The 22,947-nt window shown below is 71.5% G+C and carries 13 protein-coding genes and 1 tRNA gene; 1 reads left to right on the top strand and 13 read right to left on the bottom strand.

Annotated elements, in window-relative coordinates:
* Window positions 1-88 precede the first annotated feature (88 nt).
* The 3 genes from ACFWU3_RS05890 to ACFWU3_RS05880 all read right to left on the bottom strand — a co-directional run bounded on the left by ACFWU3_RS05890 (window position 89) and on the right by ACFWU3_RS05880 (window position 4,055).
* Complete coding sequence (locus ACFWU3_RS05890) at window positions 89-1,924, bottom strand: GMC family oxidoreductase N-terminal domain-containing protein (protein WP_384431688.1); 1,836 nt, start codon at window positions 1,922-1,924, stop codon at window positions 89-91.
* Window positions 1,921-3,276 (bottom strand): hypothetical protein, encoded by a 1,356-nt coding sequence (locus tag ACFWU3_RS05885; RefSeq protein ID WP_384431685.1) that lies wholly within the window; start codon window positions 3,274-3,276, stop codon window positions 1,921-1,923. Before ACFWU3_RS05885 ends, ACFWU3_RS05890 begins: the two co-directional genes overlap by 4 nt.
* Before the next feature lie 92 nt (window positions 3,277-3,368).
* Window positions 3,369-4,055 (bottom strand): FadR/GntR family transcriptional regulator, encoded by a 687-nt coding sequence (locus ACFWU3_RS05880; RefSeq protein WP_384431682.1) that lies wholly within the window; start codon window positions 4,053-4,055, stop codon window positions 3,369-3,371.
* A 565-nt stretch (window positions 4,056-4,620) separates the two neighbouring features.
* Between ACFWU3_RS05880 and ACFWU3_RS05875 the strand changes: the two genes are divergently transcribed.
* A complete protein-coding gene (locus ACFWU3_RS05875; protein ID WP_384431726.1) occupies window positions 4,621-6,531 on the top strand; it encodes an ABC transporter ATP-binding protein in 1,911 nt (636 codons plus the stop codon).
* A gap of 287 nt (window positions 6,532-6,818) precedes the next feature.
* Here the strand turns inward: ACFWU3_RS05875 and ACFWU3_RS05870 are convergent, their stop codons facing one another.
* The 10 genes from ACFWU3_RS05870 to ACFWU3_RS05825 form a co-directional block, all read right to left on the bottom strand.
* Window positions 6,819-7,238, bottom strand: coding sequence for a hypothetical protein (locus ACFWU3_RS05870; protein ID WP_384431679.1), 420 nt, complete (start codon window positions 7,236-7,238; stop codon window positions 6,819-6,821).
* 588 nt (window positions 7,239-7,826) lie between these two features.
* A tRNA-Thr gene (locus tag ACFWU3_RS05865) sits at window positions 7,827-7,900 on the bottom strand.
* Between the two features lie 137 nt (window positions 7,901-8,037).
* Window positions 8,038-9,579: an alpha/beta hydrolase gene (locus tag ACFWU3_RS05860; protein ID WP_384431676.1), complete on the bottom strand. Its 1,542-nt coding sequence runs from the start codon at window positions 9,577-9,579 to the stop codon at window positions 8,038-8,040.
* A 131-nt stretch (window positions 9,580-9,710) separates the two neighbouring features.
* Window positions 9,711-10,916, bottom strand: coding sequence for a DNA polymerase III subunit delta' (locus ACFWU3_RS05855; protein ID WP_384431674.1), 1,206 nt, complete (start codon window positions 10,914-10,916; stop codon window positions 9,711-9,713).
* A 180-nt stretch (window positions 10,917-11,096) separates the two neighbouring features.
* Window positions 11,097-14,201, bottom strand: coding sequence for a dTMP kinase (gene tmk / locus ACFWU3_RS05850; RefSeq protein WP_384431671.1), 3,105 nt, complete (start codon window positions 14,199-14,201; stop codon window positions 11,097-11,099).
* 187 nt (window positions 14,202-14,388) lie between these two features.
* On the bottom strand, window positions 14,389-17,226 hold the full coding sequence (gene topA / locus ACFWU3_RS05845; RefSeq protein ID WP_384431668.1) for a type I DNA topoisomerase: 2,838 nt from the start codon (window positions 17,224-17,226) through the stop codon (window positions 14,389-14,391).
* A 212-nt stretch (window positions 17,227-17,438) separates the two neighbouring features.
* A complete protein-coding gene (locus tag ACFWU3_RS05840; protein ID WP_384431665.1) occupies window positions 17,439-17,636 on the bottom strand; it encodes a hypothetical protein in 198 nt (65 codons plus the stop codon).
* 237 nt (window positions 17,637-17,873) lie between these two features.
* Entirely contained in the window at window positions 17,874-19,406 is a 1,533-nt protein-coding gene (locus ACFWU3_RS05835; RefSeq protein ID WP_384431662.1) for a methyltransferase, read from the bottom strand.
* Window positions 19,407-19,506: 100 nt separating this feature from the next.
* Window positions 19,507-20,085, bottom strand: a complete 579-nt coding sequence (locus tag ACFWU3_RS05830; protein ID WP_384431659.1) for a small secreted protein — start codon at window positions 20,083-20,085, stop codon at window positions 19,507-19,509.
* A 195-nt stretch (window positions 20,086-20,280) separates the two neighbouring features.
* The gene (locus ACFWU3_RS05825; RefSeq protein WP_384431656.1) at window positions 20,281-22,686 is read right to left on the bottom strand and encodes a sodium-translocating pyrophosphatase; all 2,406 of its coding nucleotides are present in this window, start codon (window positions 22,684-22,686) and stop codon (window positions 20,281-20,283) included.
* Between the last annotated feature and the right edge of the window lie 261 nt (window positions 22,687-22,947).

Raw genomic sequence — 22,947 nt, 5'->3', positions numbered from 1 at the left:
TCGGCGGCGGGCCCCGGGCGGGGCCCCTGGTTGCCCCCGCGGGCCCGCCGGGCGCCCCCCCCGCCGGGGGGGGGCCCCCCGGGCCGGCTCACCCCTCCAGATACGCCTCCGTCACCGCCAGCGCCGCCGCCATGATGCTCAGCTGCGGATTGACCTCCGGGCAGCCCGGCAGCACCGAGGCGTCGGCGATCAGCACGCCCGTCACGCCCCGCAGCATCCCGGTCTCGTCCGCCGGGGCGCGCTCCGGGCTGCTGCCCGCCGCGACCGTTCCCGTCGGGTGGTACGCCGACAGATGCAGCTGCCGGGCCGTGACCCCGGTGAGGACGGCGTCCAGCTCCGCCAGGCCGCGGGCCCGGGGCGCGGCGGGGATGCCCGTGAGGACCTCCTCCGCACCCGCCGCGAACAGAAGCCGGCCCATCGCCCGTACCGAGCGCATCAGGCGGCCCGCGTCCCGACGGTCCAGGTCGTAGCGGATCAGCGTGCGGTCGCGGCCGACGACCCGGCCCGAGGGGCGGTCGGCGATCATCGCGCCGAGGGTGGCGAGGCGGTCGGTGGCCTCCAGTTCGCGGCGCAGTTCGCCGCCGAGGCCCGGGAGGACGAAGGAGCCCATCCCCGGCGGGGTCGCGGTCGCCTCGATCAGGACGCCGCCATCGTGGAGTTCCTCGACGCCGACGCTCTGCAGGACGCCCTCCCATGCGGTGACCGGTTCGGCGAAGCGCCCGGCGACGCTGGTGGCGGGATGGACGCTCAGGTTCCGGCCGAGGCGGGGATGCCCGCCGAGTCCCGAGCGGCGCAGCAGGGGCGGTGACTGCAGGGCGCCCGCCGCGACGACCACCAGCGGGGCGAGGATCTCCAGCTCGCCACCGTCCTCCCGGCGTACGAGAACTCCCGCGGCCCGCGCACCGCCCGGACGGTCGGAGTCCACCAGGATCCGGCGGACCCGGGCACCCGTGACGATCCGCGCGCCCGCGGCGCAGGCGTCGGGCAGCACGGACAGCTGCACGCTCTGCTTCGCGCCGGTGGGGCAGCCGACCACGCACTGGCAGGAGCCTTTGCAGCCGGGGGCGTTGCGCCGAAGCGGCGAGGCCGCCCAGCCGAGTGCCTTCGCGCCGGCGAGTGCGAGCCGGCCGTTGTTGCCGAGGACGTCGAGGGGCTGGGGCGCGACCCGCAGCGTGCGTTCGGCCTCGTCGAGGCAGGGGCCGAAGCGTTCCGCGGGCGAGAAGCCGAACTCGCTCGTCCAGCGGTCGAGGACATGGCCCGGAGTGCGGTAGCAGGTACCGGAGTTGACGACCGTCGTGCCGCCGACGGCGCGGCCCACCGGCAGCAGCAGCGGCGGGTTGCCGAGCGCGACCGTGGCTCCGCCGTCGCGGTAGAGCTCGGCGAACCGATCGAGGGGGGCGCGGCGGCCGAAGGACGCCGTGGAGTGATGGTGTCCCTCCTCCAGGACGACGACGTCGAGGCCCGCGCGGGCGAGCGTCCGCGCGGCGGTCGCACCGCCCGCGCCCGAGCCGATCACCACGGCGTCGGCGGTCGATCGGGCCGGCCACTCCCCGGCGGGTGTGCAGTCCAGCGGCGGATCCTCGGGAGCCGGGAAGAGCGTGCGGGTGCCCTGGTGGAGCATCCGCTCGGTGCCCGCGGCGAGCAGGACGGGCACCTTCAGGACGTCGAGCAGGGGCAGCAGCGCGGGCCGGGCGCCGAGCGAGCCCAGCACCGATTCCCGTTCCACCGGGGTGAGTTCGGCGAGTCTCCGTCCGTCCCGCGCCAGGGCGTACGCGTCGAGGGCACCGGCCGCCGCCCGCAGTCCGGCGCGCGCGGGCAGCGGCATCGACCCGAGTACGGTCTCCAGCCGCCGGGGCACCCGCGCGGGCCACTCCTCGGTGCCGTCGTCGGCGATGAGCGCGGCCACCAGACCGTCGAGGCTCATCGGGTGCCCACCTCGGCGTGCGCCGTACCGTCGAGGTGCCACTCCCGCTCCGTGCGCCAGCCGCCCCACCACCGCTCCAACACAACGTGGGCGTCTGCGCGTTCACTGTTGCGGCAGACGGCCTGCGCACCGTCCGGGTCGGTGTAGTCGAGAGCGAGTGTGCGCTCGTCGGGCTGGGTGACCTCGACCCGGATACGCCGCAGCCCGGCGCGGCCCGTGACCGTCCAGGTGGGCAGGCCGATCTGCGAGCGGAACCGCCCGAGCCCGCCCCAGCCGACCGCCGAGCGCTCCGCCCGCCGCGGCCAGGTCCGGCCGGCGCGGCGCAGCCGGAGAAAGACGAGCGGCGGCAGCCGGCGCAGACCGGGGCGCCGGGAGACGGCGGTGACGATCTCCAGGACGTCCCCACCGCCGAGGTCGGCGTGCAGCCAGGCCCAGCGGTGCGCGTTGCCGTGACCGTAGATCCGGGCGGACGCCCCGGGTGCGCCGGCCAGCTTCAGGGTCGTGCTCCTGTACGAGACGGTGCCGCCGTACGAGGCGCGCGCGGCCGGGAGGATCTGCGCGGCGGGCAGCAGCGGGCGGCGCCAGGACCAGCGGGGGAAAGTGAACAGGGGGGTGTCGGCCGCCTGTTCCGTCAGGTCCCAGCGCAGCCCGCCCGCCGAACCGGTCAGCCGTCCGGGCACGGCCGAGATGCCGTCGGCGCTGAACCCGTGCTCTGCGCCCGCCCACTTCTCGGGACCGAAGCGGGCGTGCCGTACCGGCTCGTCCTTGGGGAAGACCGCGGCCCAGCCGTGGGCGTACGGCTCCGATCCGTCGGCGGGCGCGGTGAGTTCGTGGTGGAGCCACAGCCCGGTGCCGGTGGCCGGGTCGGTCGCCGTGGTGTACCAGACCTCGGTACGGCCGGGCTCGCCCCGCCAGCGCGGTGCCATCAGACCGCCCCCGTCCGCTGTGCGGGGGAAGCGGAATCCGGCGAGGAAGGGCAGCAGCCCGGTCGCCACGGGGAAGCGGAGTGTCCCCTCGCCGACCGGGGTCCCGTCCTCGTGGAGCGTGAAGGGCAGGACCGTCATCGACTTCACCGGGCGGCGCGGATTCACGGACTTCCAGCCGTCGAGGGTGAGGCGGCGGCCGTCGGCGATGAAGGAGAGCCGGTAGCGGATACGGCGCCTGGCCAGCGGCGATATCTCCAACTCACCTGCCGCGGCAGGGTCGTCGCCCCACCCGGCGATACGGACACGGCCCGAGGCGTGTGCTTCGGTCGTGCCCAGGGGGCGCAGCACACGGTCGGCCGTGACGCTCAGGTCGAGCCGGATCGGGCGGCTGCGGTCCTCGCCGTCGAGGCGGACCGTGCCGAGCATGGTCTCGCTGAACGACGTTCCCCGTGCGCTCGTGCTTGCGCTGGTACGAGGTGGGCGCGTGCTCGTGCGGGGTGTATTCCTGCGCGGTGTCCTCATGCGAGCCCCTCCAGCATGATCCGTTCGGTGGCCGTCAGATACGCCTCGGCCGCCCGCCTCGCGGCACTCTCGTCACCGGCCGCGACGGCCTCGACCACCGGCGCCAGCCGGCGGTGCGCCGCCTGCGGATCGGTGAACGGGCCCACCAGGGCGGCCCGTACGGGCACATAGGCGTTGAACAGGGTGTTGGTGAGCAGCACATGGACACGGTTGCCGGTGGCGCGGGAGAGCGCCCGGTGCACGTCGATGTCGGCGAGCTGGACCGCGTCGCCGCCCTCGGCCGTACGCACCGCCTCCAGCAGTTCCCGCAGTTCGGCCCGCTGCCTCGCGGTGGCTCTCCCCGCGGCCCGCTCGGCGATCAACGCGCCGATGCTGCGCCGGACTTCGAAGATCTCGCCGATCCAGTCGGGGCTGTGCCGCACCAGCATAGGCAGCAGATCGGCGCCGCCGAGCCGTGCGTAGTCGCGCACCCGGGTGCCGACCCCGTGACGGGTCTCCAGCAGCCCGGCCTGGACGAGCCGGCCGAAGGCGTGCTTGAGGGTGGTGCGGGTGACGCCGTACCCGTCGGCGAGCTGCCGCTCGGGGGGCAGATAGCTGCCGGCGGGGTGCCGTCCGTCGAGGATGTCCTCGCGCAACCGGGACTCCAGGACGTCGACGATGGTTTCGCGGGGCAGTGCCTCCACGAGTTCCCTCCCCGGGATTGAGTGGCTCAGTGGATGAGCCACTCAACCAATGCCGGGCCGCCGCCGTCAATGGCCCGGACCGCACCTGCCGTTGAGAAGCCCTCGGCGCAATCCCCGAATCGGGTACGGATGACCGCCCGGGTGATTCGAACTGCGCATCACGGCCGCCTCACCCGGACCCTGCGGGCACACCGGCCGCGTGATCGAACTTTTGCTCGGCATGCACCCCGTTACGCCTCGCTGATCAGCAGCGTTGGTCAGACTCCAGCGCAGCACCCGACAGCCGAGGAGAGTTGATGCATCCCTCTACCCCTGTGATCGGCGTTCACCTGGCGTTCGAGTGGGACAGAAAGGAACTCCTGGGAGCGGGGTGGCGCGCATGAGGCGCCGCTCGCCCCGCACGACGGACACATCGACGAACACATCGACCGACACGTCGGACACCACGGGCACCACCGACTCGACGGACGGTTCATCGGACACCTCGACAGACGCGTCGGCGGCGGGCGCGGAGGACGTGTCGGAGTCCGAACGCCTCCTCTTCGGCGGCCCCCTCCGCTACGACATGGGCTGGAACCAGCATCACGGCTCCTTCCTGGAACTCGACCTGCGCACGATGGTGGCGCGCATGCCCCGGCTGATCGCCTCCACGATCCGGCTGGCCCACCGGGCCGACCCGCGCGCCCTGCGCTGGGTCGCCGGCGCGGAACTCGGAGGCGGCATCGCCCAGGCTGTCGGGCTCGTCGCGGTCAGCCAGGTCCTCACGCACGTCCTGAACGGCGGCAAGACCAGTGAACGGCTCACCGATGCCCTGCCCGCGTTCCTCGCCGTCGCGGTCACGGCCCTGATCGGCGCACTGCTGCGGTCCGCCTCCACCGCCGGCACGGGCCGCCTGGAGCCCAAGGTCTACCGGGTGGCCACCGAGGAGTACCTGGAGCGGGTGGCGCGCGTCGAACTGGCCGCCGTCGAGGACGAGGAGTTCCACAAGCTGCTGGACTCGGCGCAGTGGGGCGCCGAGTCGGCCCGCCGGATGATCAAGTTCTGTACGTCGGTGGTCACCGCGGCCATCTCGTTCATCGCCGCGGCGGGCGTACTGACCGTGCTCCACCCGGCCCTGCTCCCCCTCCTCGCCCTCATGACCCTGCCCAGCGCCTGGAGTTCACTGACGATCGCGCGCCGGCGCTACATCTCCTTCCACACCTGGATCCAGCACGCCCGCGCCGGCCAGCTCCTCGGCCGTCTGCTCATCGACGCCCAGGCCGCGGCCGAGGTGCGCGTCCACAACATCGGCCCGTTCCTGCTCAGGCACTTCCGGACGATGGCCGAGACGGGTGAGAAGGAGCAGACCCGCCTGGCCTCGCTCGCGGCCCGCACCGGCCTGGTCGCCTCCGGCTGGACGGGCGTCACCACCGCGGCGACGTACGCCACCCTCGGCGCACTGCTGTGGACCGGAGCCATGGACCTGGCCGTCGCCGGCACCGCGGTCATCGCCGTCCGCACGGGCTCCGCCAACCTCGAAGGGCTGGTCGTGCAGCTCAACTTCCTCTACGAGGAGAGCCTGTTCGTCGCCGACCTCGACCGCCTGTGCCGGGAGGCCGACCGCCGCCTGATCCCCGTGTCCGGAGTCCCACTGCCGGAGAAGGTCCACACGATCCGCTTCGAGAACGTCTCGTTCACCTATCCCGGCACCACCGATGACAAGCCGGCACTGACGGACGTGGACGTCACGATCCCCGCCGGCCGGATCGTCGCGCTGGTCGGCAACAACGGCAGCGGCAAGTCCACCCTGGCCAAACTGCTCTGCGGTCTGTACGCACCCGACTCGGGCCGCATCCTGTGGGACGACGTGGACACCACCGAGGCCGACCGGACCGCACTGTTCGACCGTGTGGCCGTGGTAGCCCAGGACTTCTACCGCTGGCCGTTCACGGCGCGCATCAACGTGGCCATCGGCCGCCCCGAAGCCCCGCACGACGAACCGCTGCTGGACGCGGCGGCCGAGTACGCGGGCGCCGACGAGACGGTGGCCTCGCTCCCCCGCGGCTGGGACACCCTGCTCGCCCGCGGCTACAAAGGCGGCCACCAGATCTCGGGCGGTCAGTGGCAACGCCTCGGCATCGCCCGCGCCCGCCACCGCGACGCCCAGATCCTGGTGGTCGACGAACCGACGAGCGCACTGGACGCGGAGGCGGAGCAACGGGCCTTCGACCAGATCCGCGCCCTGTCGGCGGAGGGCCAGACGGTCATCCTGATCACCCACCGCCTGCACAGCGTCCGGCACGCGGACGAGATCTACGTCCTGGACGAGGGCAGCGTGACGGAACACGGCTCGTTCGACGAGCTGATGGCGGTGGAGGAGGGGGCGTTCCGGAGGATGTACCTGATCCAGTCGAGGCAGTACGTGCACGAGGGCCCGGCACAGGTCCCGGGGCAGCGGGGGGAGGGTGTGCGGGAGACGCCGGGCCGGGGGGACTGAGCCCGGCGGGGGCTGAGCAGGCTGGTCCGGCCTCAGGCTGTGATGTGCTGCTGCGCGCGGGAGGACGCCGAGCGCCGGAGCCGCAGAGCCCGGACCAGCCGTCGGCACCCCGCTTCAGGCGCTCGCGGGCTGCTCCAGCGCGACCCCGGCCATGACCGGGCGCCCACTCCTGGGCCGTGAATCTCGCCGCCGCGCCCTCGGGGGTCGGCGGGGCAAGGGAGTCAGCGGGACAAGGGCTCCGGGCTCTTCCCGCATCGTGTTCACGGCAGCCATGAGCCAGTCGTCCGTCAGTTGTAGTACCGCTCGCCGGCGACCAGGACCGAGGTGACGTGGATCGGAAGCCCTTGTGCAGTGCGGGGAACCTCTTGGCTGGTCTGCCGGGTGAAGCCGAGGGAGACGCCGGGAATGAAGGGGTACTCGGCCTCGGAGGTGTTGACGGTCCAGCCACGCTCGGCCGCCCGGCGGAGCAGGTCCTCGGCGGGCGTGGCGAAGACGTCGTCACCGTCGAGCAGGACTCGCACGTCCGCCTCCCGGCCCTCACCCGGCCACCACAACTCGACCGCGGTGACTGCCTTGCCCGACTCCTCCAGCAGGATGTTGACGCGCACGTTGCCGCAGGAGGTGTAGATCGTCCTCTCGTCGTCGTCCTGCTCGACCTCGTGGGACCCCCACGGGGACACCGCCGCGACCGCTTCGTCGAGGGACATTCCCAGCCGTACAGGGCCGGCGCCGTGGGGCGGGTCCAGAACGCCCCGCGTCGATCAGCGCTCTCTGACCGGCCCGCGCCACTTGATCGACTTGTGGCACAGGAACCCGCCTCGCTGGCGGAGTGCGCGCCCCTTCATCCCGATGGTCGACGCGACTGCACGAGAGCTCAACTCGTTTGCGTGGCAGTGAGGTTGGTGCGCCGGGGAGCCCGGTCTGCGGGCGAAGTGTACCCAGCAGCCAGCAGCGGCCGAGGAGTTGGCGACCGTGCCGTGGAAGGGCAGCGAGAACCGGCACCGCCGCAAGGCGAGGAAGGTGGCGATCGACGCGGTGTGCTCCGCTCGGGGATCCTCCGGCATACCCGGATCACCCGGATCCGGCGATGGATGCGGGGCGGATCACACCTGCCGAGAGACGCCCTGCGGGGCAAAGGGCGAGTGCTTCGTACCCGCTCCCCGGACCCGTCCCGGGCCCACTGGGACCAGAACTGAGACTGGGGACCGGCGCACGGCCCGTGCACGGCGCCGCCGTCGTATCCAGTAAAAGCAAAAGCCCCAGGTCACGGCGAGTGAGTCCTGGGGCTTCCACAGAGCCGCCTTCGGGATTCGAACCCGAGACCTACGCATTACGAGTGCGTTGCTCTGGCCAACTGAGCTAAGGCGGCAAGCTGCCTGCAGCGATACCTGTCCTGGCGAGAACACGTTCGCATCAGCAGCGGCGCCAAGTCTACAGGGTTGTTTCGGGTGCCCCGAACCACCTCCCGGGAGCCCCCGCCGAGGCCCCCGGGTCACTCGCCACGCGTCAGCTGCAGGTCTTGTTCTTCGGCGGGGTGGTGCCCTCCAGCAGGTAGGTGTTGATCGCCGTGTCCACGCAGTCGCTGCCCCGCCCGTACGCCGTGTGACCGTCGCCCTCGTACGTCAGCAGCGTGCCCGACGAGAGCTGGCCGGCCAGGCCCTGCGCCCACTTGTAGGGGGTCGCCGGGTCGCGTGTCGTGCCGACGACCACGATCGGGGCCGCTCCCTTCGCCTCGATGCGGTGCGGCTTGCCCGTGGCGGGGACCGGCCAGTACGCGCAGTTCAGTGAGGCCCAGGCGAAGCCGCGGCCGAAGACCGGGGACGCCTTCTCGAACTCCGGGAGGGCGGACTGGACCGCCGACGGGCCGCCGAAGGCCGGCGGCAGGTCCACGCAGTTCACGGCGGCATTGGCGTACATCAGGTTCGCGTACGAGCCGTCGCCCTCACGCTCGTAGTAGCTGTCCGCCAGGGACAGGAGCGGTGCGCCCTGGCCCGCCATCGCGTCGGTCAGGGCCTGGCGGAGCTGCGGCCAGGCCGCCTCGTCGTACATCGCGGCGATCACACCCGTCGTCGCCAGCGACTCGCCCAGCGCGCGGCTCTCGCCGGTCGGGACCGGCTGGGCGTCGAGCTTGGTGAAGAAGGCCTTGAGCCGGGTGGACGCGTCCGCCGCGGACGTGTTGCCGAGCGGGCAGTCCGGCTGCTTGACGCAGTCGGCTGCGAAGGACTGGAACGCCGTCTCGAACCCGGCGGTCTGGTCGCGGTTCATCTGCCGCGACGGCAGCGACGGGTCCATCGCGCCGTCGAGGACGAGACGGCCGGTGCGGTCGGGGAACAGCTCGGCGTACGTGGCGCCGAGGAAGGTGCCGTACGAAGCGCCGACGTACGAGAGCTTCTTGTCGCCCAGTACGGACCGCAGGATGTCCATGTCACGCGCCGCGTCCACCGTGGACACATGCGGAAGGATCTTGCCGGAATGCTGCTCGCAGCCCGCCGCGAAGTTCTTGAGCGCCCCGGACAGCTTGGTGGCCTCGGCGGCGTCGTCGGGGGTCTGGTCCACCTGCGTGTACGCGTCCATCTGCTTACCGCTGAGGCATTCGACCGGTTCGCTGCGGGCGACCCCGCGGGGGTCGATGGCCACCATGTCGTACTGGGCGCGGACCGGCGCGGGGTAGCCGACGCCCGCGTAGCTCTGGAGATAGCCGATCGCCGAGCCGCCGGGCCCGCCCGGGTTGACCTGGAGCGAGCCGAGACGCTTGCCGGGGCCGGTGGCCTTCTTGCGGGCGACGGCCAGCTTCACGGAGTCGCCGTCCGGCTTCGCGTAGTCGAGGGGGGCCTTCATCGTGGAGCACTCGAAGCCCTCCACTCCGCAGGCCCGCCACTTCAGCTTCTGCGCGTAGTACGGCTGCAGGGCGGTGCTCGGGGCCGGGCCGCCGCCCGGTGTGGACCCGGCGGCGCTGGAGGACGAATTCCCGTCCGTGCAGCCGGAGATCAGCAGGCCGGCGGTCGCCAGCGCGAGAGCGGACTTGCGGAACCAGCGCCTTGTGTCCATGCCCGGAGCGTAGGCGACGAGACCGGAAGATGCCCGTCCGCGCGCGTACGAGTGAGCCGGTCAACCACGGACGGCCCCACCGTCCGGGACTCGTCGTCCGGTGCGATGAAAGAGACCGCCGGTGCGCCCGGTCAGCCCGCCCGCAGCGCCATCGTCATGGCCTCGACCGCCAGCAGAGGCGCCACATTCGCCTCCAGCGCCTCACGGCACGCGGTGATCGCGTCTATACGGCGCAGGGTGCGCTCGGGGGTGGACGATCCGGCGATCCGGTCCAGCGAGTCCTGTACGTCGCCGTTGGCGATCGCGATCCCGGAACCGAGCTGGAGCGCGAGGACATCGCGATAGAAACCGGTCAGGTCGCTGAGGGCGAGGTCCAGGGTGTCGCGCTGCGTACGCGTCTTGCGGCGCTTCTGCCGGTCCTCCAGGTCCTTCATCACACCCGCGGTCCCGCGTGGCATGCGTCCGCCCTGCGCCGCGCCGAGGGCGGCCTTCAGCTCCTCGGTCTCCTTGGTGTCGACCTCGTCGGCGACCTGCCTGGCGTCCTCGGCCGCGGCGTCGATCAGTTCCTGCGCGGCCTTCAGACAGCCTCCGACATCGTCCACGCGCAGCGGCAGCTTGAGCACGGTGGCCCTGCGCGCCCGGGCCTTCTCGTCGGTCGCGAGGCGGCGCGCCCGCCCGATGTGGCCCTGTGTGGCCCGCGCGGCCGCGGCCGCCACGTCGGGCTCGATGCCGTCCCGCCGGATCAGCACGTCGGCGACGGCGTCGACCGGCGGTGTCCGCAGGGTGAGATGCCGGCAGCGTGAGCGGATGGTCGGCAGCACGTCCTCCAGCGACGGCGCGCACAGCAGCCACACGGTGCGGGGCGCGGGCTCCTCCACGGCCTTCAGCAGGACGTTGCCGGCGCCCTCGGTGAGCCGGTCGGCGTCCTCCAGGATGATCACCTGCCAGCGGCCGACCGCAGGGGAGAGCTGGGCCCGGCGGACGAGCTCGCGGGTCTCCTTGACGCCGATGGACAGCATGTCGGTGCGGACGACGTCGACGTCGGCATGCGTCCCCACGAGGGCGGTGTGACAGCCGTCGCAGAAACCGCATCCGGGCGCCGCGCCGAGGGCACGGTCGGGACTGACGCACTGGAGCGCGGCGGCGAACGCCCGCGCCGCGGTGGACCGCCCCGATCCCGGCGGCCCGGTGAACAGCCAGGCGTGGGTCATCTTCGAGGCGTCGGGGGCGGCTTCGCCGCGGGACTCGGCGCTGACCAGGGTGTCGGCGTCCTGCGCGGCGGCACCGAGCTGCACCTGCACCCGGTCCTGTCCGACCAGTTCGTCCCACACGGTCATGCGCCGTCACCTGCCTTTGTCCTGGGGCTCCCATTGTGGGGCAGGGGTCCGACACTCAGCGCACGCGCTCGATCGCGTGAGTGCGTGAAAGCGGGCTTCGAGGGAGCCAAGACCCTGGCACCGGGCCGTCCGGGGGCCGGGCCGAGCCCGGCCCCCGGACGGAGATGGCGACAACTCGCCTCAGCGGCCGCCGCGCCCCCGGCGCCCGTCGTCGTCCTCGTCGTGCGGACCCAGCAGTTCGTCGGCCAGCGTCGGCAGATCGTCCAGCGGGGTCTCCTCCGCCCAGTCCGAACGCCTTCGCGGACGGCCCGTCGCCGGGTCGACCTGCGGCAGTTCACGCGTACGGTCCGACCCACCCTCGCGCGCGGGCCCGCGGTCCCGCACCGGCTCCTGGTCCCGCACCGGGGGAAGCACGGCCGTCTCGTCCGCGTCCCGCACCGGCGGAATGACCGCGGTCTCGTCCGCGTCCCGCACCGGCGGCACCGGCGGAATCACGGCGGTCTCCTCCGCGTCCCGCACCGGCCGCAGCACAGCGGTCTCGTCGCTGTCCCGCACCGGCGGAAGGACCGCCGTCTCGTCCGCCGCGGCCGCCGGAGGCTGCGGCACCTCCTGCGTCACCTCGTCCGGCCGCACCACCGGCGTCGCAACCGTCACCTCGGCGGCAGGCGCGGCAGCCGCGGCCGCCGCCTCCGCCAGCCGGCGCGCTTCCTCCGCCCGCAGCAGGGCCTCCTCGGCCTTGCGCTGCTTCTCCAGACGACGCTCGTCGGCCTCGGCGCGCAGCCGGGCCTCCTCCTCCGCCTGCTTGCGCCGACGCTCTTCCTCCTCGCGGCGGGTCTTCTCCTCGGCCTCGCGGCGTCGGCGTTCCTCCTCCGCGAGGCGTCGCGCCTCCTCGGCCCGCTGCCGGGCCTCCTCCGCCTGCCGTTCGGCCTCGCGCTGCCGCGCCTCCTCCAGCTCGCGGCGCTTGCGCTCCTCCTCCTCGGCACGGAGCCTGGCCAGCTGTTCCTGGCGCTCGCGCTCGAGCCGCTCCTCCTCCGCCTTGCGCGCGGCCTCTTCCTCGGCCTTGCGGCGGGCTTCCTCCTCGGCGGCCTTGCGGGCCTCCTCCTGCGCCTTGATCTCGGCGTCGGACAGGGGCAGCAGCTGGTCGAGGCGGTGGCGTACGACGGTGGTGACGGCCTCCGGCTCCTGGCCGGCGTCCACCACCAGATAGCGCCCCGGGTCGGCGGCGGCGAGCGTCAGGAAGCCCGACCGCACCCGCTGGTGGAACTCCGCCGGCTCGGACTCCAGCCGGTCCGGCGCCTCCGTGAAGCGTTCCCGCGCCGTCTCCGGCGAGACATCGAGCAGCACCGTCAGATGCGGCACGAGCCCGTCCGTGGCCCAGCGCGAGATCCGTGCGATCTCCGTCGGCGACAGGTCGCGGCCGGCGCCCTGGTAGGCGACGGAGGAGTCGATGTAGCGGTCGGAGATGACGATGGCGCCGCGCTCCAGGGCGGGCCGGACGACCGATCCGACGTGTTCGGCGCGGTCCGCGGCGTACAGCAGCGCCTCGGCGCGGTTCGACAGACCGGCGGACGAGACGTCGAGCAGGATGGACCGCAGCCGCTTGCCGACCGGTGTCGCGCCCGGCTCGCGGGTGACGACGACCTCGTGGCCCTTGGCGCGGATCCACTGGGCGAGGGCCTCGACCTGGGTGGACTTCCCGGCTCCGTCTCCGCCCTCTATGGCGATGAAGAACCCGGTTCCGGCGGGTGCCACGGCCGGGTCGGCCCCGCCGCGCAGCGCGTCGCGCAGATCGCGGCGCAGCGGCACGCCGGAGCGGTCGTCGGTCTTCGCGAGGACGATCGCGGCGACGGGCAGCAGCAGCGCGCCCACCAGCATCAGGGTGAATCCGGCGCCGCCGTGGGCGAAGACGAAGTCTCCGCTCGCCAGCCGGTGCGGCCCGATGGCCGCGGCGAGCAGCGGGGCCGCGACCGCGCCGACGGCGACGGCGACCCGGACGACGGCCTGGAGGTGCTCGGTGATCCGGGCCCGGCGGAAGTCCTCCGCCTCCTGGTCGATGAGCGTGTGGCCGATGTTGGCGGCGACTCCGGCCGAGAAGCCCGCGAGCAGCGCGAGCAGCAGCACGGTCGCCGTGTCCGGCACGAGTCCCATCGCCAGCAGCGCCACTCCGGTCACCGTGAGGGCCAGGACGAGGAGACGACGGCGCGAGAGCGACGGCAGGACCGACGCGGCGCCCCGGATGCCGAGCCCGGTGCCGCCGGTCAGCACGAGGACCAGCAGGGCGAAGGCGACGGGTCCGCCGCCGAGGTCGACGGCGTGCAGGACGGCGACGGCGACGGACGACGAGATCGCAGCGGCGACCGCCGCACAGGCGATGACGAACAGCGGTATGGCTCCGGTGCGCCCCTTGTCGAGGGCGCCCCCGGTGGACGGCCGTCGCAGCCCTTCGAGCGGCGAACGCGGCCTCGGCGTCGGGGAGCCGGGCAGCTCGATGAAGTAGAGCGTCGACACGGAGGCGGCGAAGAGTCCGGCGGCGACGTACGACCCGAGGGCCGCCTGGTGCAGCGAGAACCATTCCAGGCCGGTCGCGAGGAGGTTGCCGATCAGGGTGGCGACCAGCAGCACCGCGGCGCCGAGGGGGATGACGGCGAAACCGGTGCGCTGCCAGAGCCTGCGCAGCGCGTCGAGGTGGTCGGGCAGCGGGCGTACCGCCGCGCCTTCCGGCGGCGGGGCGGGCAGCAGCGCGGGCGCGGCACCGTCGCGGGCGACGGTCCAGAAGCGCTCGGCAACTCCCGTGACGAACACCGTGATCAGCAGGATCGCCGCCGCGTTGTCGAGCGTCCAGTCCACCCACAGCGGGGCGACGATCAGCAGAACGGCCCGCAGTCCGTCCGCCCCGATCATGGTCCAGCGGCGGTCGAGCGGGCCCTTGGCCGAGGTGAGGGTCGTGAGCGGACCCAGCAGAACGGCTCCGAAGAGCAGCGTGGCGAGGACGCGGGCGCCGAGGACGGCGGCGACGGCGAACGCCGCGCCGCGATAACCGTCGCCGAACGTGCCCGCCAGCACCGCTGCCTGAAGGGTCAGCAGCAGAAGGACGAACACGGAAAGGGCGTCGCCGATGCCGCCGACGATCTGCGCGTTCCAGAGTCTCCTCAGCGGAGGGAAGCGCAGGAGAGCGCGCACCGCGCGCTCACGGGAGTCTGCGGCAAGGGTGTCGGAGTCTGAGGCAGTCTCTGAGGCGGTGCTCACGACCACCTGCTGCTCGGCTGGCTGCTCGGCTCGCGTCATCCGCCCAGCCTATCCGGAGCGTACGAGTCCCCGGAGGCCCGTCCGAACAAACGGGCGCTTTGTACGGAGGGGTCGGCATCCACCTGCCGAACCCCCGCACAAAGCGCCCCTGCGAATCCGTACGGAAACCACACGAAGCCGAACGAACCGGATCAGGCCCCGGTCCTCGACCGACGGCCTACGCGTCCTACTCGTCCGAAGAAGCGGCCGGCCCGGACGTCGTCCTCGCCATCGCCGCCGACTTCTTGGCGACCGTCTTCTTGGCCGCCGTCTTCTTCGCGGTGGTCGTCTTCTTGGCCGCGGTCTTCTTCGCGGCCGTCTTCTTCGCCGGCGCCTTCTTGGCCGGGGCCTTCTTCGCCGTCTTCTTGGCGGGACCCTTGGCACGCTTCTCGGCGAGGAGCTCGTAGCCGCGCTCCGGCGTGATCTCCTCGACGCTGTCGCCGGTCCGCAGGGTCGCGTTCGTCTCGCCGTCGGTGACGTACGGGCCGAAGCGGCCGTCCTTGACCACCACGGGACGCTCGCTCACCGGGTCGGTTCCCAGCTCCTTGAGCGGCGGCTTGGCGGCGGCGCGGCCACGCTGCTTCGGCTGCGCGTAGATCGCGAGAGCCTCCTCCAGCGTGATGTTGAAGAGCTGGTCCTCGGTCTCCAGGGAGCGCGAGTCCGTGCCCTTCTTCAGATACGGGCCGTACCGGCCGTTCTGCGCGGTGATCTCCACGCCCTCGGTGTCGGCGCCGACGATCCTCGGCAGCGACATCAGCTTCAGCGCGTCCTCGAGGGTCACGGTGTCCAGCGACATCGACTTGAAGAGCGAGGCGGTGCGCGGCTTGACCGCGTTCTTGCCGGTCTTCGGGGTGCCCTCGGGCAGGACCTCCGTCACGTACGGGCCGTAGCGCCCGTCCTTCGCGACGATCTCGTGGCCGGTCGACGGGTCCGTGCCGAGCGCGAAGTCACCGCTGGGCTTGGCCAGCAGCTCCTCCGCGTACTCGACGGTGAGCTCGTCCGGCGCCAGGTCGTCGGGGACGTCGGCGCGCTGGTGCCCCTCGGAGTCCTTCTCGCCGCGCTCGATGTACGGGCCGTAGCGGCCGACACGCAGCACGATCGCGCTGCCGACCGGGAAGCTGGAGATCTCCCGGGCGTCGATGGCGCCGAGGTCGGTCACCAGTTCCTTGAGGCCGCCGAGGTGGTCGCCGTCGCCGTTGCCCGCGGCGGACGCGGCACCCTTGTCGTCGCCCTCGCCGAAGTAGAAGCGCCTCAGCCACGGCACGGCCTGCGCCTCGCCCCGCGCGATGCGGTCGAGGTCGTCCTCCATGCGGGCGGTGAAGTCGTAGTCGACGAGCCGGCCGAAGTGCTTCTCCAGCAGGTTGACCACGGCGAAGCTCAGGAACGACGGCACGAGCGCCGTCCCCTTCTTGAACACATAGCCGCGGTCGAGGATGGTGCCGATGATCGAGGCGTACGTCGACGGGCGGCCGATCTCGCGCTCTTCCAGCTCCTTGACCAGCGAGGCCTCGGTGTAGCGGGCGGGCGGCTTGGTGGCGTGGCCGTCGACCGAGATCTCCTCGGAGGTGAGCGCGTCACCCTCGGCGACCTGCGGCAGCCTGCGCTCGCGGTCGTCGAGCTCGGCGTTCGGGTCGTCGGCCCCTTCCACGTACGCCTTCATGAAGCCGTGGAAGGTGATCGTCTTGCCGGACGCGGTGAACTCGGCGTCCCGGCCGTCGGCGGCGACCCCGCCGATCTTCACGGTGACGGAGTTACCGGTCGCGTCCTTCATCTGGGAGGCGACGGTCCGCTTCCAGATCAGCTCGTAGAGCTTGAACTGGTCGCCCGTCAGGCCGGTCTCGGCCGGGGTACGGAAACGATCGCCCGAAGGGCGAATCGCCTCGTGCGCCTCCTGCGCGTTCTTGACCTTGCCGGCGTACACCCGCGGCTTGTCGGGCAGGTAATTGGCGCCGTACAGCTGCGTGACCTGCGCCCGGGCCGCCGACACGGCGGTGTCCGAGAGCGTGGTGGAGTCCGTACGCATATAGGTGATGAAGCCGTTCTCGTACAGCTTCTGCGCGACCTGCATGGTGGCCTTGGCCCCGAAGCCGAGCTTGCGGGAAGCCTCCTGCTGCAGCGTCGTCGTACGGAAGGGGGCGTACGGAGACCGGCGGTACGGCTTGGACTCGACCGAGCGGACCGCGAACGTGGCGTTCTCGAGGGCCGCGGCCAGCGAACGGGCGTTCGCCTCGTCGAGGTGGAGCACCTGCGCCGACTTGAGGCGGCCGTCCGAACCGAAGTCGCGGCCCTGGGCGACACGCTGCCCGTCGACCGTGTTCAGGCGGGCGGTGAGCGTCGAGGGGTCGGAGGCGTCACCGGCGCGGCCGGTGGAGAAGGTGCCCGTCAGATCCCAGTACTCGGCGGATCGGAAGGCGATGCGCTCGCGCTCCCGCTCGACGACGAGGCGGGTGGCGACGGACTGCACACGGCCGGCGGACAGCCGGGGCATGACCTTCTTCCACAGGACCGGCGAGACCTCGTAGCCGTAGAGGCGGTCGAGGATGCGGCGGGTCTCCTGGGCGTCGACCATGCGCTGGTTGAGCTCGCGCGGGTTGGCGACGGCGTCACGGATCGCGTCCTTGGTGATCTCGTGGAAGACCATCCGGTGGACGGGGACCTTGGGCTTGAGGACTTCCAGCAGGTGCCAGGCGATGGCTTCGCCCTCGCGGTCCTCATCGGTGGCGAGGTAGAGCTCGTCGGATTCCGCGAGCTGCTCCTTGAGCTTTCTGACCTGGGCCTTCTTGTCGGCGTTGACGACATAGATCGGCTGGAAGTCGTGCTCGACGTCGACTCCGAGGCGACGGACCTCACCGGTGTACTTCTCGGGGACCTCGGCCGCGCCGTTCGGGAGGTCGCGGATGTGCCCGACACTCGCCTCGACGACATAGCCGGGGCCGAGATAGCCCTTGATCGTCTTCGCCTTGGCAGGCGACTCGACGATCACGAGTCGGCGGCCGCCCTGTGCGGTCTCGCTGGTCGGGGACAACTTCGCTCTTCTCTCCGGTCGACGCTCGATGGGCGCTCACGGCGGTACGGCACGGTCGGCGCACTGCTGTGGCGCTGCTGTCGCTGCGGAGTGTGACGGTACAACCCGCCCCCGTGTCAAACGGCAAAAGCCCGCAACGGCCACTCGAACGGTAACCCGACTCCGGCCATTCCTGCCGCCCGGACCGGCACGAGGTCGCCAGGGGCCCCCGGTCAGACGCGGCCGAAGCACCAGACCCCGAGGGCCAGGGAGAGGGCCCCGAAGAGTGTTGCGAGGGTGGCTGCCGTGGCGGGACTCACTCCGTGGGCGACCGGTGCGCGGTGCATCACACGCAAGCCCGTCCACACCAGGAGTCCGGCTCCGAACAGCGTGAACGCCGCTCCGGCGAAGATCGCCGGCCCATTCTCCATATCCGTGCCCCGCCCTTCCCTGACGCCGAACCGGTGCGGCGTCGCTCCCGAAGGCCGAGGCTGGCACCTCCGGGAGTCAGTGGGGCGAATTCCGGGTGAACGCGGCGTGGGTTCACCCGGCCGGTGGCATTGGCCGATTTCACCTCATGGTGCGGCCGGGAAGTCCGCTTTCGGCCGCCGGGCGGGGCAGCCGAGGGCTCAAGCCCGCGGTCGGCCGCCCGGAGACACCGGCTCCCGTCAGACGGCCGGCGGCACGGGCCCTTCTGGCACCGGTTCCAGAAAGCCCTCCTCCACCAGCAGCCGCAACGCCTGCGGGGTGCGGTCCCGCAGCAGCACCGGGTCCTCCTCGATCAGCTGGGCGATCGCGTCGAGGATCCGCCCGGCGCTCAGCGTGCCGTCGCAGGCCCCGGCGAAACCGGCTCCAACGGTGTCGACCTTGGTGGCCCGCCGCATCCCACGGTGCTGGCGCAGCACCACATGCTCGGGGTCCTCCGCTCCCGGCAGACCGACCTGCTCCTGGACGACTTCCCGAGCGAGCGTGAAGTGGTCGGCGAGGAGGGCCGCGTCGTCATGCGTCCGCAGATAGTCCTGGCGGTCGAAGTGCGCCCGCACGGTCGCGCCGAGCGGCTGCTCCACAGGGTGCGGCCACTCCTCGGTGACGATCGAGGGCGCGGCGGACCCGGACTTGTGGAGCGTGATCCAGCCGAAGCCGATCGCCTGGGTCTTCCGCGCCTCGAACTCATCCAGCCATGCCTCGTACAGCTCGGCGTACTTCCCGGGGTCGCCGCGGTGGTCACCGCTGTCGCGCAGCCACAGCTCGGCGTACTGCGTGACGTCCTGCACCTCGCGCTGCACGATCCAGGCGTCACACCCGCGCGGCACCCAGGAGCGCAGCCGCTGCTGCCACTCCTCGCCCTCCACGTGCTGCCAGTTGGCGAGGAAGTGGGCGTAACCCCCGTCGTTCAGCCTCTCCCCCGCCTGCTGGACGAGCGAGCGGCACAGGTCGTCCCCGCCCATCCCGCCGTCGCGGTAGGTCAGCCGCGCGCCGGGAGAGATGACGAAGGGAGGGTTGGACACGATCAGGTCGTACGTGTCGTCACCCACCGGCTCGAAGAGCGAACCCTCCCGCAGATCGGCCTCGGGGGCCGCGGAGAGGGCGAGCGTGAGCCGCGTGAAGTGCAGGGCGCGCGGGTTCAGGTCGGTCGCCGTGACGCGGGTGGCGTGCTGGGCCGCGTGCAGCGCCTGGATGCCCGAGCCGGTGCCGAGGTCCAGGGCGGAGGACACCGGCGTACGGACCGTGATGCCGGCCAGCGTGGTGGACGCGCCACCGACACCGAGGACGACTTCCTCGGCCCGCCCGGCCGCTCCGCCCGCGCCACCGACCGCGCATCCGAGGTCGGAGACGACGAACCAGTCCTGCCCGTCGGGCCCGCCGTAGGGCCGCACGTCGACGGTGGCACGGACGTCGTCGCCCTCACGCACCACCCAGCCGTCGGCGAGGCACTCCTCCAGCGGCAGGGCGGTCAGGGCCCGTTCGTACGCCACGGGCTGTTGCAGCAGGAACAGCCGCACCAGCGCGGCCAGATCGCCGTCCTCGCGGGTGGCCCGGAGCGCGGGGACGGTCTCGCTGCGGGCGAGCGCGGCGTAGGCGGACGCGCCGAGGAGGTCGAGCAGCCCGTCAACGGTGAAGGCGCGGGCCAGCAGCGCCTCGCGCAGCGGGAGCGCACGGTCGGGCGAGGGGAGGCCTGGGGCAACGCTGGTCGTACTCACCAGTCCATTGTGGCCGCCGCCACTGACAACCGCCGCCCCCGGCCCGCACGGGCGAGGCGCGGCGCTCGGCCAGGAGCTGCCGGGAGGGACAGGGTGCGGCTCAGGCGGCCGAACCGCCGGACGGGGCGGGCGCCTTCAGCGGCTTGCAGCCCGGCTGCTTAGCCATGGCATTGCCGGTTTCCGCCTTCCGCAGCTTGTTCCGCGCGGTCTGGTTCTTCTCGATCTTCTCCAGTCCGGCGGCGACGGGCTGGAGGCCGTCCGCGAACTTCTGCTGGTCCTTGGCGTTCAGCGCGTCGATCTGCTTCTTCAGATCGAGGTAGGACTTGGAGTTGGCGTCGAGTTCGGCCGCGGCGTCCTTGACCAGCTGCTCACCGGCGTCGACGGGCGGCGTCCCGGCGCCTCTGAACGCCGTCGCCAGTGCCTTGTTCACGTCCGCGAGGTCCTGGAAGGCCTTCGAGTCGGCGGCCTGGATGTCGGCGGGCTTGCCGTCCGAGGCGGTCGAGCGGATCAGCTGCTCCGCGTCGAACTGCTTCTTGATCTGCGGCTGCGCCTGGTCGCAGTACTTCTTGGCCCAGTCGTCGACGGAGAATTTGTCCGCGTCGCCTTCGCCGGAGCATCCCGACAGCGCGAGTGCGAGCACCGCACCGCCGGACAGTGCGGCCGCAAGCTTCTTGTTCACCGGTTTGGTCCCTTCCAAGGCTTCTCGGCCCCGGAACATACACGGCACGTGGTCCACATTCGCGAGTCTTGTGTCCTGTTCATATTCTTTTATCACTTTTTGCACCAGAGAGAGAAGGCTCACGGCGGACGGACGACAGACGAACGGGCGGGCAGCACGCCACTGCGCGCCGCCCGCCCGTCGATGTGACCGGTACTACGAAACCACCGCGGGGTCGGGTGACTTCGAACTCCGCTCCGCCGTCCCCGGATCGTCCCCGACGGCGATGCCCCGCCGCTTGGAGATGTACACGGCGCCGACGATGACGAGGATCGCGACAACTGCGATCACCGCCCGGATCCCGGCGCTCGCGTCGTCCCCGTAGCTGAACTGGACCACCGCGGGTGCGATGAGCAGTGCCACCAGGTTCATGACCTTCAGCAGCGGGTTGATGGCAGGACCGGCGGTGTCCTTGAACGGGTCGCCGACGGTGTCGCCGATGACGGTCGCGGCATGGGCCTCACTGCCCTTGCCGCCGTGATGACCGTCCTCCACGAGCTTCTTGGCGTTGTCCCACGCGCCACCGGAGTTGGCGAGGAAGACCGCCATCAGCGTGCCCGTGCCGATCGCGCCCGCGAGGAACGAGCCGAGGGCGCCGACACCGAGCGAGAACCCGACCGCGATCGGGGTCAGCACCGCGAGCAGGCCCGGGGTGGTGAGCTCGCGCAGCGCGTCCTTGGTGCAGATGTCGACGACGCGCCCGTACTCCGGCTTCTCGGTGTAGTCCATGATCCCGGGGTGCTCGCGGAACTGCCGCCGCACCTCGTAGACCACGGCTCCCGCCGACCGGGAGACCGCGTTGATCGCGAGCCCCGAGAAGAGGAAGACGACCGCCGCGCCGAGGATGAGTCCCACCAGGTTGTTGGGCTGGGAGATGTCCATGACGAGGTTCATCGGAGCACCGTCGCCGAGTTTCGCACCGACATCCCTGGCCGCGGTCGCGATGGCGTCGCGATACGAGCCGAAGAGCGCGGCCGCCGCGAGTACGGCGGTCGCGATGGCGATGCCCTTGGTGATGGCCTTGGTGGTGTTGCCCACGGCGTCCAGGTCGGTGAGCACCTGCGCGCCCGCGCCCGTGACGTCGCCGGACATCTCGGCGATGCCCTGGGCGTTGTCGGAGACGGGACCGAAGGTGTCCATGGCGACGATGACGCCGACGGTCGTGAGCAGGCCGGTGCCGGCCAGAGCGACCGCGAACAGGGCGAGCATGATCGACGTACCGCCGAGCAGGAACGCCCCGTACACGCCCAGACCGATCAGCAGCGCCGTGTAGACGGCGGACTCCAGACCGATGGAGATGCCGGCCAGCACAACGGTCGCGGGCCCGGTCAGCGACGACTTGCCGATGTCCTTCACAGGACGCCGGGTGGTCTCGGTGAAGTACCCGGTCAGCTGCTGGATCAGAGCCGCCAGCACGATGCCGATGGCGACGGCCACGACCGCGAGGACACGTGGGTCCCCGCCGTGCGACCGGATCGCCGCCTCGGTGACGCCGTCCAACTTGGCGTAGGACGACGGCAGATAGACGTAGACCGCGACGGCCACGAGCGCGAGCGAGATCAGCGCGGAGATGAAGAATCCGCGGTTGATGGCGGTCATCCCGCTGCGGTCGGCGCGCCGCGGGGCGACCGCGAAGATACCGATCATCGCGGTGACCACGCCGATCGCCGGAACGATCAGCGGAAAGGCGAGTCCGGCGTCGCCGAATGCCGCCTTGCCGAGGATGAGCGCCGCGACGAGCGTGACCGCGTACGACTCGAAGAGGTCGGCGGCCATGCCGGCGCAGTCGCCGACGTTGTCGCCCACGTTGTCGGCGATGGTCGCGGCATTGCGCGGGTCATCCTCCGGGATGCCCTGCTCGACCTTGCCGACGAGGTCGGCGCCGACGTCGGCCGCCTTGGTGAAGATGCCGCCGCCGACACGCATGAACATGGCGATCAGTGCGGCGCCGAGTCCGAAGCCCTCCAGGACCTTGGGGGCGTCGGCTGCGTAGACGAGTACGACGCAGGAGGCACCGAGCAGGCCGAGGCCCACCGTGAACATGCCGACCACGCCTCCCGTCCGGAAAGCGATCTTCATGGCCTTGTGCGAGACGGCCGTCAGATCCTTTTCGGGCTCGCCCTCGGCCGGTGTCGCTTCACGCGCGGCCGCCGCCACGCGCACATTGGCCCGTACGGCAAGACGCATGCCGATGTATCCGGTGGCTGCCGAGAAAAGCGCACCCACCAGGAAGAACACCGAGCGTCCTGCTCGCTGTGACCAGTCGTCGGCCGGAAGAAGCAACAGCAGGAAGAACACCACGACGGCGAAGATGCCGAGGGTGCGCAACTGCCGGGCCAGGTAGGCATTCGCGCCTTCCTGGACCGCTGCCGCGATCTTCTTCATGGAATCGGTGCCCTCGCCGGCGGCCAGTACCTGGCGCACCAGCAGCTGGGCGACGACGAGTGCTGCCAACGCCACGACGGCGATGACAATAACGATCACCCGGTTGTCGTCTGTCAGTACTGCGGCTGCAAGGGAAGTGGGGTGGTTGGTCAGTTCTGGGTTGAAGAGCCCCGCCATTCGTCCTCCTTGACGCTCAGAGCTCAAGATGTGGACGGATTGTAGGGAGCGGAACCTGATCAAAACAGAGCGCGACAACTGGATTTGACCTTCAGTTGCTACTCAGCAAATGATCGGGTTCCGAAAATCCCACCGAAAGAGGTAATGGGGCAAAACCATTGACCCTTGATCAATGATCTAGAAAAAAGAAAAGAGGCCCTGCTCAGCAGGACCTCTTTTCACGATCATGACGGTTGACGATCAATGGGCCGGCGGGCCGGA

The sequence above is a fragment of the Streptomyces sp. NPDC058685 genome (assembly GCF_042714725.1).
Classification (GTDB): Bacteria; Actinomycetota; Actinomycetes; order Streptomycetales; family Streptomycetaceae; genus Streptomyces.
Note: the sequence above shows the minus strand (reverse complement) of the source record. Positions and strands in the feature narration are given on the sequence as shown.

Bases quoted from the DNA above. Each gene is read 5' to 3' on its own strand.
- ACFWU3_RS05890 (WP_384431688.1), bottom strand. From the start codon at position 1,924: ATGAGCCTCGACGGTCTGGTGGCCGCGCTCATCGCCGACGACGGCACC.
- ACFWU3_RS05885 (WP_384431685.1), bottom strand. From the start codon at position 3,276: ATGCTCGGCACGGTCCGCCTCGACGGCGAGGACCGCAGCCGCCCGATC.
- ACFWU3_RS05875 (WP_384431726.1), top strand. From the start codon at position 4,621: ATGGGCTGGAACCAGCATCACGGCTCCTTCCTGGAACTCGACCTGCGC.
- ACFWU3_RS05870 (WP_384431679.1), bottom strand. From the start codon at position 7,238: ATGTCCCTCGACGAAGCGGTCGCGGCGGTGTCCCCGTGGGGGTCCCAC.
- ACFWU3_RS05860 (WP_384431676.1), bottom strand. From the start codon at position 9,579: ATGGACACAAGGCGCTGGTTCCGCAAGTCCGCTCTCGCGCTGGCGACC.
- ACFWU3_RS05855 (WP_384431674.1), bottom strand. From the start codon at position 10,916: ATGACCGTGTGGGACGAACTGGTCGGACAGGACCGGGTGCAGGTGCAG.
- tmk (WP_384431671.1), bottom strand. From the start codon at position 14,201: ATGACGCGAGCCGAGCAGCCAGCCGAGCAGCAGGTGGTCGTGAGCACC.
- ACFWU3_RS05840 (WP_384431665.1), bottom strand. From the start codon at position 17,636: ATGGAGAATGGGCCGGCGATCTTCGCCGGAGCGGCGTTCACGCTGTTC.
- ACFWU3_RS05825 (WP_384431656.1), bottom strand. From the start codon at position 22,686: ATGGCGGGGCTCTTCAACCCAGAACTGACCAACCACCCCACTTCCCTT.